The organism is Phenylobacterium sp. CCH9-H3 (assembly GCF_001557235.1).
In the GTDB taxonomy this organism is placed as follows: domain Bacteria; phylum Pseudomonadota; class Alphaproteobacteria; order Caulobacterales; family Caulobacteraceae; genus Phenylobacterium.
The window spans coordinates 1-13,660 of the sequence record NZ_LSJI01000258.1 but is presented as its reverse complement, the minus strand read 5'-3'; the positions used below and the strand labels follow the sequence as shown (position 1 = coordinate 13,660).

Annotated in this window: 12 protein-coding genes and 1 pseudogene; 4 read left to right on the top strand and 9 right to left on the bottom strand. The window is 68.6% G+C overall.

Annotation, left to right across the window (positions count from 1 at the left end):
* Positions 1-427 (top strand): PRC-barrel domain-containing protein (locus tag AX721_RS22725; protein WP_231754755.1); only part of this gene is annotated, 427 nt, incomplete at its 5' end.
* Positions 428-512: 85 nt separating this feature from the next.
* Here the strand turns inward: AX721_RS22725 and AX721_RS22720 are convergent.
* The 8 genes from AX721_RS22720 to AX721_RS22690 form a co-directional block, all read right to left on the bottom strand.
* Positions 513-1,178, bottom strand: a complete 666-nt coding sequence (locus tag AX721_RS22720; protein WP_068878245.1) for a BON domain-containing protein — start codon at positions 1,176-1,178, stop codon at positions 513-515.
* Positions 1,179-1,435: 257 nt separating this feature from the next.
* The gene (locus tag AX721_RS22715; RefSeq protein WP_068878244.1) at positions 1,436-2,056 is read right to left on the bottom strand and encodes a hypothetical protein; all 621 of its coding nucleotides are present in this window, start codon (positions 2,054-2,056) and stop codon (positions 1,436-1,438) included.
* 363 nt (positions 2,057-2,419) lie between these two features.
* On the bottom strand, positions 2,420-2,755 hold the full coding sequence (locus tag AX721_RS22710; protein ID WP_068878243.1) for a DUF5335 family protein: 336 nt from the start codon (positions 2,753-2,755) through the stop codon (positions 2,420-2,422).
* Positions 2,756-2,828: 73 nt separating this feature from the next.
* A complete protein-coding gene (locus tag AX721_RS28630; protein WP_255355294.1) occupies positions 2,829-2,951 on the bottom strand; it encodes a hypothetical protein in 123 nt (40 codons plus the stop codon).
* Between the two features lie 671 nt (positions 2,952-3,622).
* On the bottom strand, positions 3,623-5,932 hold the full coding sequence (locus AX721_RS22705; RefSeq protein WP_068878242.1) for a TonB-dependent receptor: 2,310 nt from the start codon (positions 5,930-5,932) through the stop codon (positions 3,623-3,625).
* Positions 5,933-6,087: 155 nt separating this feature from the next.
* On the bottom strand, positions 6,088-8,142 hold the full coding sequence (locus AX721_RS22700) for a PQQ-binding-like beta-propeller repeat protein (RefSeq protein ID WP_068878241.1): 2,055 nt from the start codon (positions 8,140-8,142) through the stop codon (positions 6,088-6,090).
* A 14-nt stretch (positions 8,143-8,156) separates the two neighbouring features.
* Entirely contained in the window at positions 8,157-8,573 is a 417-nt protein-coding gene (locus tag AX721_RS22695; protein WP_068878240.1) for a RidA family protein, read from the bottom strand.
* Positions 8,574-8,584: 11 nt separating this feature from the next.
* On the bottom strand, positions 8,585-9,418 hold the full coding sequence (locus AX721_RS22690) for a phytanoyl-CoA dioxygenase family protein (protein WP_068878239.1): 834 nt from the start codon (positions 9,416-9,418) through the stop codon (positions 8,585-8,587).
* Positions 9,419-9,549: 131 nt separating this feature from the next.
* Between AX721_RS22690 and AX721_RS22685 the strand changes: the two genes are divergently transcribed.
* Positions 9,550-10,188: a TetR/AcrR family transcriptional regulator gene (locus AX721_RS22685; protein WP_068878247.1), complete on the top strand. Its 639-nt coding sequence runs from the start codon at positions 9,550-9,552 to the stop codon at positions 10,186-10,188.
* A gap of 122 nt (positions 10,189-10,310) precedes the next feature.
* On the opposite strand, the gene AX721_RS22680 is transcribed toward AX721_RS22685, so the two are convergent.
* A complete protein-coding gene (locus tag AX721_RS22680) occupies positions 10,311-11,339 on the bottom strand; it encodes a sensor histidine kinase (protein ID WP_068878238.1) in 1,029 nt (342 codons plus the stop codon).
* A gap of 253 nt (positions 11,340-11,592) precedes the next feature.
* Between AX721_RS22680 and AX721_RS22675 the strand changes: the two genes are divergently transcribed.
* The gene (locus AX721_RS22675) at positions 11,593-13,098 is read left to right on the top strand and encodes an amidase family protein (protein ID WP_068878237.1); all 1,506 of its coding nucleotides are present in this window, start codon (positions 11,593-11,595) and stop codon (positions 13,096-13,098) included.
* A 241-nt stretch (positions 13,099-13,339) separates the two neighbouring features.
* Positions 13,340-13,660 (top strand): annotated as a pseudogene (locus tag AX721_RS28465) (hypothetical protein); the annotation flags it as partial.

The following is a 13,660-nucleotide window of genomic DNA, read 5'->3' as shown; positions in this document are numbered from 1 at the left end:
CGGCGCAACCCGCCGGTCGCTGAGTCGGGAAACCCAGGAGACACCCGTGCACACGCTCTTCAGAACCACTCTCTGCGCCGCGATCCTCGCTGGGACCTCGATCCCGCCGGCCGCCGCCCAGGCGCCCAAGCCCATCGCGCTGGTCGTGGTCGACGTGACCGCCGTCGCGCTAGGCTACCGCGCGACCCAACTCATCGGCCGGCCCGTGAGCAACGGAACGGAGGCCATCGGCAAGATCGACGACCTGATCGTCGGGCGCGACAAGGTGCTGTTCGCGATCATCGGCGTCGGCGGCTTCCTCGGGATCGGCGAGCGCCTTGTGGCCGTTCCCTACAACACCCTCGCCGTCACCGCCCAGAGCATCGTGCTCCGCGGCGCGACCAAGGCCGCGGTCGGTAAGCTCCCGGCATTCCATTACGCCAAATAGCCGGCGGGGGCCGCGGCTTTGCCGCAACCCGCCATGCGGAAACGCCCCAGCGCCATCCGGCGCTGGGGCGCTTTCGTGGAGGGGGTCACGCCATTTCGAACAGGCCCACGGTGATCCGGTTATCGACCTTGGTGACGCCGGGCGCCTGCCAGGCGGCGCGCTCGGCCGCCTTGCGTTCGGCCCAGGACCGGACCTTGCCGCGCAGGATGACTTCGCCGCCGTTGGCTTCCACCGTGATGTCGTTCGCCTCGAGTGCGGCCTGTCGCTTGAGGGCGTCCTCGATCTTGCGCTTGACCTCGGTCGGGGCGACTCGCGGCTTGACGTGGATCAGGTTGCTCACGCCCTTTACGCCCTTGAGCCGGCGCACCGCAGTCTCCGCCAGATTGCTCTGGTAATACCACTCCACCTCGCCTTCCAGGGTCACCCAGCCGTTCTTCACCACCGGCGTGATGTGTTCGTAGGTGATCGGAAGCTGACTCTTGATGGCGTTGACAGCCTCTCTGGCGATCTCGGGATCGGGCCGTTCGTCCGAGCTCGGCAGGCGAACCTCGATGTCGTTGGCCAGGCCCACGACGCCCGAGACCCGCTTGGCGTCGCGCTCCGCTTCGTACTTCTCGCTGTAGGTGCGGACGAAGCCGGTCAGGGTCACGACGCCGTCCTTGACGGCGACGCCGATGTCATCCGAACCGATCTTGGGATCCCACCGGAGTTCCAGCTCCACATCCCGCTTGATATCGCCGTCGCTTCTCATTTCATGCTCCTTCGAAGCTCTTTGGAGAAACTTGCCCGGCGGAAAGCGAACGCCTCTCGGCAGGGCGACCACGAGGCTAATCGGGCCGACGAGCGGCCACACTGACGGACGTCAGCGGACGCGAGGCGACGGGCGGGCCGTGTTGGCGTGATTGCAGGCTCCGGAAGCCTCCGCTTATGTCACGGGACTGCGGCCGACGCCGGCGCGGGTCCACCAAGTCCGTTGAGACGGTTTGCGCTACGGAGCATGGCCGGGCGTCAGCTTGCCGCTTTGCGATCCCGCGACGGATGGCGGTCAGCGCCTTCCTGTATCAGCGGCAGACAGACCTGTTCGATCTGCCGGACGGCGTCGTCGACGCGGCGGGAGAGGCGGTCGTCCTCGCCTTGCCCCCAACCGATTGCGCCTTCCCAGAGCCCGCGTGTGGGCTCAGCCCCCGCGGCCGAAACTGCACTGTCCCTGACAAGTTCGCCCGCGGCGACCACGACCTCGGTGTGGACCGCACGGATCTCCTCGAACGCGGAAGACGCCCTCTCCCCAAAGTAGGCGATGAAGCGGTAGCGATTGGCGTGGAGTTGCGAGAACAGTTCGCTCTCCTCCGTGATGCGCTCGATCGGTGCGGAGAGCGACCGATGCGGTCCGACGCTGGGCGCGTCGTGGTCGCCCCCTCGGGACCCCGAGATCGCCGGCGTACGCGCCCAAGTGAGCACGTCTCTCGCCTGGTAAAACTGAGCCAGGACCTCTTCGGCAAGTTCCGTCTTGCGCCTAACCACAAGCTCGGCGCGCCATGTTCCAAGGCCGCGAAGCGCCGCCCAGCCAGCGACGAGGGCCGCCAGTCCGGCGAGCAGCGTTCCACCTGCGGAGATCCACTCCGGGTTCATGCTCGGGCGCAACTGTGCGCCACGGGCGCCGGCGCGTCGTGCGGACAATCCCTCAGGAACTTCCCGGGGCGCGTCAGACCCTGATGAGGGAAGCACGCGAAGGGATCGCCCAAGAAATCTGGAGGAGTCTGACCCATTGAAACTCTACAGGTTCAGTCAGGGCGGCCATCAGGCTACGCGGTTCAACGCCGGCCACACTGACGGACCTTAGCGCAGGGCGCGTGCAAACGGCCCCAGTGCAGGACGATCCCTGGCGCCGCCTCGCCGACGGGCAAGGCGAGCTTGACCGCACGGCGCCAACGGCCGGCGCTTCCACGTGCCAGGGCCGATGATGCTGATCTCGCGCTGTAGCGTGAGCGGTACCTAGGTCGGGGTTGGCGGCAAGGCGATCGGCTCGCGCAGCTGCATGATGTGCTTGGTCCCATTGTTGTCGACCACCGCCAAGCTGTGCGCCCGCCCGGCGCGCTCCTGAATAGCGAACTGACGTGGATGCCGCACCAGATGATCCACGCCTTCAAACTGGATCTCGAACAGGTCGCCCTTCGGATCGTAGGTTATCCCGTGGAACGGCGCCCACTCGGCCTCCACCTGGTCTCCAAGCGCCGCCGCGACGACCTCCAGCCGGGCCGCTTGACCACGTATCTGCCCGCTCAGCAGGTCGGCGGCCGCCTGCCACTTGACCTTCTCCACCATCGCCATTCAGAGCTCCTTTCGCTTGCGATCCTGAGCGGCGAGCGCGCCGTTGGCACTGACGAGAATCAGTGCGCGCGGCCTAACCGGAGAGCTCCGCGGGCGCGGCCTCGCGCAGCCGCGGCACGATCTCGCGGCCGATCTCCTCGATCACCTCTCCAGCGGGACGCTGGCCGTACTTGAGATTGCGGATCACGTGGTGCACGCCGATCTCGCGCAAGGTCCCCAGGAACCGCAGCAGGTACTCCCGCCCGCAGCGATAGCCGAGATGGATGGGCTTAGGCCGCCCGGGGTCCCGCGCTAGGTCGATGTAGAGCGACTGGCTGAACGGCTTGCAGGCGCCGGGCTCGGCGGCGTCGACGGCGGCGCGCCGACGCGCGCGGTAGGGTTCGCTCTGAGCATGCCGGTAGATAGCCTCTGTGGGCGCTCCTGGAACTGACGCGGGTCAGGAGGGAGGCACCCGGTTCAAGAGCTGTTTGCCATCGTGCCGGCAGTCGGCCCGCGGTCGCTCGCGCGAGCTCCGGCCATGCAGCAGACCCTCTAAGCGGCGCCAACGCCCCAGGAGCCCGCCTCCGTCGCGTGGTTTGAGGACAGTCTGTCCACACCTTTCGCCGTTGTGGCGGTCGGGCGAACGCGCCCGAATTGCGTCTACGCCGTCGCCGCTGCATGGCGGGGAACCAGGCACCTGAACCCGCGACCTCTGCATGTCTGTGCAAGTGGCGGAACCACGAAAGATAGAACGACGGACCCATTCGTGAAGCGCAGCCCGGCGTCTCAGATGCGCCGCTAGCCGACCTTGGCGTCAGGCCGCAAAGCGGACACCGGCGTCGGCACTCTGGCGATGAGGCGCCACGACCAAGCCCAGCTCTCCCTCGCTCAGAATGTCGCTTCGATCGCCACGCCCACCGTGCGCGGCGGCGCATAGATACTGAGGGTGTTACCGAAGATGTCGAGGGGCGTGCGGCGGAGGACGCCATCCTCCTCCAACAGGTTGTTGGCGAACACCCCGAGACGGACCTTGTCGCCCGGCAGGCTGTAGAACAGCCGGGCGTTGACCAGGTGGATGTCGTCCGTCTTCGCCTTCGGAGACAGGGTGACGTCCTTGGGCGCGTTGGTCTCCTCGCTGAAGGCGCCCTGCAGGTACGAGTACTCCAGCATCGGCTCCAGCACCCCGCCGCTTGGCAGCGTCCAGGCGTAGGAGGCCTTGGCGCTCACGTCCCAGCGGTCCGTGTAGGGCACGGTCTTGCCGGCCAGTTGGTCGAAGCCTCCCGCATCGTTCGGGCTGAGGAAGTCCTTGTATTCGCCTTTCGACCAGCCGGCGGCCACCTCCAGGATCAGGTGCGGGATCGGGATGGCCCGAGCTTCGATCTCGAAGCCGCGGAATTCGACGTCGTCCGCCGGCGCCAGCAGTTCCTGCCCGAACTGGTTGACCACCTTCTGGTGATAGCCGTCGACCTGGTAGAGGAAGACCGATCCGTTCACCCGCAGGCGGCGGTCGAACCACTCCGTCTTGGCGCCCGCCTCGTAGGCCGTCAGTTTCTCGGGATCGACCGCGTTGATCTCGGCCACGTCGATGAACGCCGCGGTGTTGAAGGCGCCGCTCTTCACGCCGCGCGACACGCTGGCGAACATGAGCTTGTCGCGGTCGATCTGGTAGTCGACGCCCAGGCGACCGCTCCAGAATTTCCAGGTCCGGTCGTGCCGCACGTTCTCCACGCCGCTCAGGTCGGTCACGTCGCCCGGCTTCACATCGTAGGGGTTCGCGGTCCGCGGATCGATGAAGGTGCCGAAGCCGTCGTAATTGTAGAAGTCCTGGTCCAGCTTGCGCTTGTCGCGCGACAGCCGGCCGGCCAGCGTGACCTTCAGCTTCTCCGTCGCCTGGTAAGTTGTGTGCGCGAATGCCGCGACCGACGCGATCTTCTGTTCGTAGTCGTCGAGCACGAGAAACACCGCGGGCGCGCCGCCCCCCAGATAACCGAAGGCTCCGGAGTCGTCGCCCAGCAGAAAGGAGCCGGTGCTCTCCAGGTCTTCCCGCATGTAGAAGGCCCCGAGGATCCACTGCAGCGGGGCCTCCGTGGTCGACGACAGCCGCACCTCCTGGGTGAACTGGTCCGACTTGGCCCGCCCGCTCTGCACCCCGTAGTAGGGCGTCTGCACGGGTCCCGCGCCATAGCCCAGGTCGCGGACGCCCTGGGTCACGCCGTCCACATAGTTGAACGCGAGGTGCGTCCGGGTGAACACCCCACCGGTCACGGTGTTCAGGTCGAAGCCGTCGAAATGGTGGGTCAGGCGCAGCGACGCCTCGCTCGCCTTCACCCGCTCGAACTGCTGCGTCGTGGAATAGAGGTCGTACGTGCCGCCCAGCATCTGGCCCGTCAGCGGCTGCACCGCCTGCTCGGCTGGCCGCATCGTCGGCTGCCCGAGAAACCGCCCCGTCTGCAGCTTGATCTGCGCCAGCGTGTCTTGGCCCACGTCGATGTCCACCAGACCGCGGACCGCCCAGCGCTCGTCCTCGCCCAGCGGCTCGCCGTTCACCAGGTTCTTGAAATGGCCGTCGCCGTCACGGGCGGTGAAGGCGAGCCGCCCGCGGACCGCATCGCCCAGCATCGGGCCGCTGACCGAACCATTGGCCGCCACATCGTTGAAGCGGCCGTAGCTGGCGTAGAGCCGCCCCTGAGGCGTGCTCGTGGGCTGCGCCGACACGAAATGGATGATGCCGGCCGAGGCGTTGTAGCCGAACAGCGTGCCCTGCGGCCCCTTCAGCACCTCCACCCGGTCGAGGTCGAACAGCGCAAAGCCCTGGGCGGCCAGGTTGTTGAGCAGCAGGTCGTCGCTGTAGACCGGGATGGGCGTGTTCGAGCTCGGGTTGAACTCGGTGTTCGACACCCCGCGCAGCGTGAACTGCGGCGTGGAATTGCCGAAGGTGTTCACGGCCTGGAGGTTGGGCACCTGGGCGACGATGTCGGTCGCGCTCGTCATGCCCGCGTCGGCGATGGCCTGGGCGCCCAGCGCCGTCACCGCCACCGGCACGTCCTGCAGGCGCTCCGCCCGCCGCTGAGCCGTGACGATCACTTCGTCGATTGCAGTGGGCTCGCTCGCCGTCTGCGCGCTCGCCGCCCCCGTCAGGCACGAGAGGCCCGTCGCCCCCAGCAACATCCAGCGGCGCGTCTTCGAAAGCGTGTTCATGTCTGGCCTCTCCCCCGAGGGCTGCGCCGCGTGCGGCATGGTGGGCGTCAGGCAGCCGACCTCGCCCGCCGCGCCGGGGCTGCGACGTTGGGAGGTGTCCCGCCTCGTTGATCCTCGGGGCCGCTGCTCGCGCCGGGCCCCCTGCGGCGCCGGCGTCAGAAGGCCCGGTGTGTCACCGACGCCTCCGTCCTGCCCTCATGCGCATTCCAGGCGCTGTTCAGGACGTAGGCGTAGAGCGCAGCCGCGTCGGGGTCCGGCATGTCCTTGAACTGCGGCATGCCTCCGGCCCGCCGTTCGCCGCCCTGCACCACGCCCTTGAAGGCGGCGAGGTCCATCCGCGTGCGGTTGAGGTTCGGGATCCCGCCGCCGACCGACGCGCCGCCATCCGTGCCGTGACAGTACTCACACTGGTAGTTGGCGAAGAGCAGTTCGCCGCGAGCGACCAGGGCTGGCTGCGGACGCGGGAGGGCCGGCGCAGGCACGGTTTCGGACTTCGCCAGCGCCGGATAGGCAGCCTTTCCGCCCAGCTTGAAGGCCAGGAGGCGGGGCGGCGTGCGCGCCTCCGGCGTCGAGCTGTAGCGCCCGACCAGCGAAGCCGAGGCCGAGGCCGCGCCATTGCCGGTGGCCACGACGATATACTGCTCACCGTCCAGCATGACGCTGGAGGGCGCCGCGCGGATGGCGCCGCCGGTCTGCCGGCCCCAGACCACCTTGCCGGTCGACTCGTCGAAGGCCAGCAGGCGCCCGTCGGCCAGCCCCTGAAACACCAGGCCGCCGGCGGTGTGCAGCAGCCCGCCGTTGACCGGCAGACGGGACGTCACGGTCCGCCACTTCACGACGTTCGTCGTCAGGTCGATGGCCACCACCTGGCCGCTCGGCTTGACCTTGGCGTCCGGTCGCAGACCGTAGAACCAGTCATAGGCGCCGTCGGCCGTGCGGCTGACCGGCATCACCATGGCGGGGATGTAGAGCGTGCTGGACTTGGGGTCGAAGGCCAGCGCCTCCCAGCCGTGCGCGCCCATCCCGCCCGGCAGCACCAGGGTCTCTTGGCCCGGCCGGTTCCAGTACATGGCCTCGGGGTTCTGGATCGGCCGGCCGGCCTTATCCAGGCCCTTGGCCCAGGCCACGTCGACGTACTGCGTCCCCGCCAGGAACTTGCCGTCGGCCGCGTCGTAGACGTAGGCGAAGCCCTGCTTGGGCACGCTGACCACAACGTGGCGCGGCTTGTCGTCCAAAGGCACGTCGGCGACCATCAGCCCGACCGCGGCCTCGTAGTTCCAGCCGTCGTGCGGCACCTGCTTGGCGTGCCAACGGTACTTGCCGGTCTTGGCGTCGACCGCGACCACAGAGTTGGTGAAGAGCTCGTCACCGGCGTCGGCCGCCCGGGCGCTGGGCTCGCCCGGCCCCAGCGCGCCCGTGCCGATGATCAGCTGGCCCAGCTTCTCGTCGTAGGTCAGCGCATCCCAAGGCGCGCCCGAGCCGCGGGTCTTGTCGTGCCAGCCGGTTCCCCAGGTCTTGGCGATGTCCTTGTAGAACGGGTCGGTCTCGGTCGCCGGGTCCCCGGGCACCGTGTAGAACCGCCACTTCCGCTTGCCGGTCTCGGCGTCGAAGGCGTCGACGAAGCCGCGCTGGGTGCCCAGCTCCTGGTTCGAATTGCCGATGAACACCAGGCCGCCGCCCACACGCGGCGCACCAGCGATGCCGTAGTCCAGCTTGGGATCGCAGCTCTGCGCTTCCCAGCGCTGTTTTCCGCTAGCCTTGTCCACGGCGACCAGCCGGCAGTCGCCGGTGGCGATGATCACCTTGTCCTTGTAGAGGGCCACGCCGCGATTGAACTGGCGCGCCCAGTAGCCGCCCACCGACTGGCCGTCGCCCTCGGCCTCAGGATAGGTCGCCTGGAACTGCCAGAGCAGCTTGCCGGTCTTCAGGTCGTTGGCAAAGATCCGCCCGCCCGGCCCGCCCTGGTAGACGACCCCGTCCTCGATCAGCGGATTGCCGACGAGGCCGTAGGTAGTGGGCATCTCCACCGCCCAGGCCAGGCCCAGCTTACCGATGCTCTCAGCGTTAATCTGAGTCAGGCCGGCGTGGTGCTGCATCTGCGAGCTGTTGCCCAGCACGGTCCAGTCCGAGTTCTTGAGCTCGCCCTTATCGGAACAACCGGCGAGCAGGATCGACAGCGCAAGCGCCGTAGTCGTCGTCGCGAGCTTCATCTGCGTGGGTCCCGTCAGCTCTTGCCGCAGCCGACGACAGCGACGGCGCGGACCTCGACCAGGAATTCCGGCAACGCGAGCTGTGTCGTGCCGACCGCCGTCCAGGACGGGTAGCGGTCGGGGAAGTAGGCGTCCTTCACCGCCCGGAACGCCGGCATGTCGCCGCGCAGGTCGATGTGGAAGGTCACCAGCTCGACCACGTCGGCCAGGCTCGCACCCGCCGCCTCCAGCACCGTCTTCAGCCCCTCGAACGCCAGGCGCGCCTGGGCCTCCATGCCCTCGCCGGGCCGCATCTCGGCGTCGATGCCGACCTGGCCCGAGACCCAGATCGTGTCGCCCACCCGCGTGGCCGGCGCGAAGTGGAAGGCGTCGTACATGCCCTGCATGGACGCCGGGATGACCTGCAGGCGCGTCTTGTCCTGTACGCTCATCGTCCCCGCCCTCACGCGACCTGGCGGAAGACGGGCGAGCGAAAGGGCTCGCCGGCGTTGAGCTGCGACATCTCCTCTTTGAACAGCACGCCATCGCGGGCGTAGCCGGAGCGGCTCACCTCGGGCAGCGGGCTGAAGGTGGCGTCGTCGCCGAAGAAGCGCAGCACCAGGGTGTGGCGGTTCGGGAAGGCCGCGTCCACCGGCGCGCCGCCGTGGAGGCTGGCGGGGTGCAGGCACAGCACGTCGCCCGGCTCGGTAGCCCAGGACAGGATGTCGTAGGCGTCGGGATTGGCCTTTCGCTCCGCTTCGACGTCGGGCAGCCGAGGCCACACGTCGCCGCCATGCAGCGGATCGTTGGGCACCTCCGGGTCCATGAAGGTGGTGCCGTCGTAGCGCGGCCCCCGGTGGGAGCCGCGGACGATCTCCAGCGCATTAGCCTTGGGCACGGCCTCGAAGCTCATCCAGGCGTTGCCCCAGTGCTGCCCGGCCCAAGGCAGGTAGGACGTGTCCTGATGCCATAGCGTGCGGGCGCCGACGCCGCCCTCCTTCAGGAAGACCTCCTCGGCGAAGTACCAGGCGTGCTCCGAACCCCAGAGGTCGGCGAACATCGCGCCCAGCGGCAGCGACGCCACCAGCTCGTCGAGCTTCGGCTTGGCGATCGGGTTGCAGTTGTCGACGTGACTGCGCTGGCCGGTGTCCTTGTACATCTTGCTGGCGTGGGGACCGGGGTTCTGGATCGCCCAGTCGAACGCGGCGCGGCACAGCACCAGCTGGTCCGGGCTGAGCGCACCCTTGATCAGGACCGCGCCGTCCTCGCGGTACGCCTTCCGAAGAGCCTCTTCCATCGCTGCGTTCCTCCACGCTCCGCATCTCGATGAAGCATGCGTAACAGCGCCATCTTATTTACGCAACATCTGTTATCATAATATGTGTGATGAAAATTGAGACCCGCGGCGAACACGCTATGCTGCCGGCCATGGCTGACGACCTCGCGATCCCGGAAGATCCCCCTGCTCCGCCCCCCACGCGCCGGCGCGGCCGCCCTGTGGGCGATCGTGAAGGCCGCCGGGCTGAACTGATCGCCGCGGCGCTGAAGGTGATCGCTGAAGAGGGATTTGCGGCGGCATCCCTGCGCAAGGTGGCGCAGCGCGCCGGATGCACGACGGGCGCGGTCTCGTATTACTTCGCGAACAAGGAAGCGATGATGGCGGCCGTCATCGAGAGCCGGTTCGACGACTTCGACAGCCTGCTGGAGATCCGGGGCGGCCTCGATGGCGTGCGCCGGATGTTCGAGCGCTGGCTGGAGATGACCAACGCCGAGCCCGGGTGGATCGCCGGTCTGCAACTCCTGGCCTACGCCCGTCACGACCCGGCGCTCGCCGCCACCTACCAGCGTCGCTACGCGCACTACCGCAAGATTCTGACCGGGATCATGGCCGAGGGCCAGCAACAGGGTTGGATCCGCCAGGACATCCCGGCCGAGATGCTCGCCGACCAGCTCAGCGCCATGGGCGACGGCTGGATGATGCTCTACCCGATCGAGCCCGAACGGTTCGGCGCCGACCGCGTCGACGCGCTTCTGGACGCCACGACCGCGCTCATCTCTCCACGGTAGCCGCGGGGATGCGCTGACATCAGCCCGACGCCAGTTCCGGACCTTGGCGCGTCTGCAGGAAGCAGACCTGGCGCTCGCCATCGCATCGGACGCTGAGGCGGATGATCGGCCGCTGGCGACGACTATTGCGCTGCGACGTCGGCTGAGCCGGCGGTCGATCGGGGCGGCAATTCCGACTTGGCATGGACCGCCACTCTGCTCGGTGCGTCCGCGGTAGGGATTTCGATCTCACAGACGACGCCATCCGGCTCGAACCGCCGGGTTGCGCTGCCGCCGTGTGGCGACAGCGCGCCCCGCAGCAGCCGATGCCCGAAGCCGTGCGCCTGGGGCGGCTCGACCTTGGGCCCGCCGATCTCACGCCATTCCAGGTGCGACTTGCCCCCGTGTGCCCGGCAGCAGACGCGAACCCGGCCTTGCGCCGAAAGCGCGCCATACTTGACGGCGTTGGTGGCCAACTCGTGGATCACCAGACAGACGCCCGCCGCTGCGTCGGGGTGCACCACCGCCGCGCCGTCGCACTCGAGTTCGAACCGGGTGAGATCGAAGGGCTCCAGCGTCCGCGACAGCAATGCTGGAAGCGAGGCTGCGCCGCCCTCGGCCTTCAGAACCTCTCCCTGCGCCCGGCCCAGGGCCTCCAGTCTCGCATTGATGATCTGCTCGGCTTCCTCCAACGAGCCGGCTCGGCGGATACTTTGGGTTACGATCGCCATCAGCACGGAGATCGCGTTGCGTCCCCGGTGGCCTAGCTCGCCGACCAATGTCCGAAGCTGCGCCTCGGTCGCCTCGAGGCGCTGCTCGCGGTCGCGCGACACCCGCACCGCCTCGGCCAGGAGCGCACCCGCCGCGATGACGAATCCGCCGGCGATGACGAACGACCCCAGGGCCCACATCCGCAGGGGGTCGTCAGGGTGGAAGAAGAGCCGCCCCGCGAACAGGGCCGACGCGACGAGGGCGACTACGCCGCCCCACGCGCCGCCCCAGATCGAGGCCGCGAGCAGGAACGGGAAGTAGGTGATGAAGGGCAGGCTGTAGCCGATGAACGAGTTGACGGCCCACCGCAGCGCCGTCGCCGCCGCAGCCATGGCCAGGCCGAGCAGAACGGCCCGCGCCCACGTCGCGCGCGCACGCGGAAATGGCGCCCGCCAAGCCATACCAAAACGCCTCCCGGGTCCATCCAACTGGAGATGTGGGACGTCTACAAGGTGCGACATTCCAATGACCCACTAGCTTGGGCATCAGGCTCGTCAAGTCACAGGGCGCTTCAGCCGTCTGTCGCAGATGCGCCACGGAGAGACATTGGGACGAGGTCTGCGAGCGCACGTTCGGTTCCTCGGCTCGGCTCAAGCGGTGAGGCTTGGCGCCTCCCTCCTTGGCGCTAAGCTGCGTTGGTTTGGGGGAACGCCGATGTCGTCCGAGATCACGCGTCGGGCCGTGCTGGCCGTGGCGGGCGCGGGCCTGCCTGCGACGGCCGCAGCGGCCGCGGCCGTCGACCGCGTCCGCCGCCTGATCGATCTGACCGCCACCGAGGCGCTGGCCCACATCCGTGACGGCTCGCTGAAGGCGGAAGACTACGCCTCCGCGCTGCTGACGCGACGCGCCGCCGCTGCCGACCACAACGCCCTGACCTGGATCGACGCCGACCGGGTGATGGACCAGGCGCGCCGCGCCGACCGGGCGCGGGCCAGCGGTCGCGCGAAAGGCCGTCTGGCGGGCTTGCCGGTGGTGATCAAGGACAACATCGATACGCTGGGTTTTCCGACGTCCGCCGGGACGGCGCTTCTCAAGACCCAGCGTCCCCGTGCCGACGCCGGCGTGGCGCGCGCCCTGTTCCGCGACGGCGCCATCCTGCTCGCCAAGACCAACATGCACGAACTGGCCGGAGGCGGGACGTCCAACAACCCGGTGTTCGGCCCTGTGCGCAATCCCTACGACCGGACCAGGATAGCGGGCGGCTCGAGCGGGGGAACGGCCGCGGCCGTCGCCCTCAGGTTTGCGCCTGTCGGGCTCGGCACCGACACGGCCGGTTCGGTGCGCATTCCGGCGTCCTTCTGCGGCCTGGCGGGCCTGCGTCCCACGATCGCCGGCGCCGCCAAGCTTTATCCCGACGACGGGATCGTGCCGCTGGCCGCGTCGCTCGACACCGCCGGGCCGCTGGGCCGCTCGGTCGCCGATCTGGCCCTGATACACGCCGCGGTGACGGGAACACCGGCGCCGGCGCCGGCCGCGCTGCGCGGGCTCCGACTGGGCCTTCCCGAACAGCACTATTGGGCGGGCCTCGACGCCGAGGTGGAACGGGTGTGCCGTGCCGCCGTCGCACGGCTGGCGGACGCCGGGGTGGTGTTCGTGCCGGTGGACATCTCCAGCTACATCGGACGCGCACAACAGCTTTTCGGCGGGCTCTTCATGTCGGGGATGCGCGACGACCTCGACGCCTATTTCCGCCGACAGGGCCAGCCCTTCAGCCGGGCCATGGTCGTGGCCCAGATCGCCAGCCGCGACACGCGCGCCATGTTCGAAGCCGCAAGCCGGTTTCCCAGAGGCGCGGTCAGCGTCAGCGCCCGGGCCGACCTACTCGTCGCCTACCACCAGGTGCTGCGGGAGGTTGGGGTCGAAGCGCTCTGTTTCCCGACCGTGCCCACATCCCCTCCGCCGATCGGCACCGGCGGGGATGGTCCGGACGACACGATCGAGATCGGCGGCCAAACAGTCCCCGAGCACCCGACCTTGCCGCGCAACACAGTTCCGGTCTGCGCCCTTGGCGCGCCGGGACTTACCCTGCCGACGGGCCTGACCTCCGCCGGTCTGCCGGTTGGTCTGGAGATCGAGGGCCCGGCGGGTTCTGACACACGGCTCCTGGCCATCGGCCAGGGCTTCGAGGCGTTGCTTGGCCGACTGCTCGGACCGGGCTGACGACCCGCTCTCAAGCGGTCCTAGAGCAGCAAGCCCGCCTTCAGACGCTTCCAGTCTCAGATGCGCCATCCACAGGTTTTCGATCCAGCTTCTGGGGGGAGCCGCCGCTCATTCTGCGTCCTTGCCGTCCGCCGCCGCTTTGGCGGGACCCCAGCAGGAAGGACGGCGGACCCTGGCACGAGAACGACGCAACCCCGCATTTTCGCGGATGATCTCCGACTTCGCGAAGCTGCGAGGGCCTATGGTGCTCTCGCCGCGGGACGTCGAGAAACTCAAGCTTCATCTGGTGGAGGTGCTCCACCGCAACGAACGGCTTCCGGCCCGGGGCCAAGGTCTCGACTGGCGGGCGATCGCGGACGATTGCGGCATCGACGGCGAGGCGCTCGTTCGGGGGCGCGATGTCCTGCGGCCAGGGCTGGAGGCGCTTCGGCGCGAGCTCCGCAAGGCGCCCCTCATTCCGCCCCGCAGCACCACGCTCGCGACCGCGCCCTCGGCGACCGCTACGCGTCGGGCGCAGGTTCACGCAGAGGCGATCTCTCATCCTCAGCCCGCCCCACGTCCC

Bases quoted from the DNA above. Each gene is read 5' to 3' on its own strand.
- AX721_RS22715 (WP_068878244.1), bottom strand. From the start codon at position 2,056: ATGAACCCGGAGTGGATCTCCGCAGGTGGAACGCTGCTCGCCGGACTG.
- AX721_RS22675 (WP_068878237.1), top strand. From the start codon at position 11,593: ATGTCGTCCGAGATCACGCGTCGGGCCGTGCTGGCCGTGGCGGGCGCG.
- AX721_RS22705 (WP_068878242.1), bottom strand. From the start codon at position 5,932: ATGAACACGCTTTCGAAGACGCGCCGCTGGATGTTGCTGGGGGCGACG.
- AX721_RS22720 (WP_068878245.1), bottom strand. From the start codon at position 1,178: ATGAGAAGCGACGGCGATATCAAGCGGGATGTGGAGCTGGAACTCCGG.
- AX721_RS22695 (WP_068878240.1), bottom strand. From the start codon at position 8,573: ATGAGCGTACAGGACAAGACGCGCCTGCAGGTCATCCCGGCGTCCATG.
- AX721_RS22700 (WP_068878241.1), bottom strand. From the start codon at position 8,142: ATGAAGCTCGCGACGACGACTACGGCGCTTGCGCTGTCGATCCTGCTC.
- AX721_RS22685 (WP_068878247.1), top strand. From the start codon at position 9,550: ATGGCTGACGACCTCGCGATCCCGGAAGATCCCCCTGCTCCGCCCCCC.
- AX721_RS22690 (WP_068878239.1), bottom strand. From the start codon at position 9,418: ATGGAAGAGGCTCTTCGGAAGGCGTACCGCGAGGACGGCGCGGTCCTG.
- AX721_RS22680 (WP_068878238.1), bottom strand. From the start codon at position 11,339: ATGGCTTGGCGGGCGCCATTTCCGCGTGCGCGCGCGACGTGGGCGCGG.
- AX721_RS22710 (WP_068878243.1), bottom strand. From the start codon at position 2,755: ATGGCGATGGTGGAGAAGGTCAAGTGGCAGGCGGCCGCCGACCTGCTG.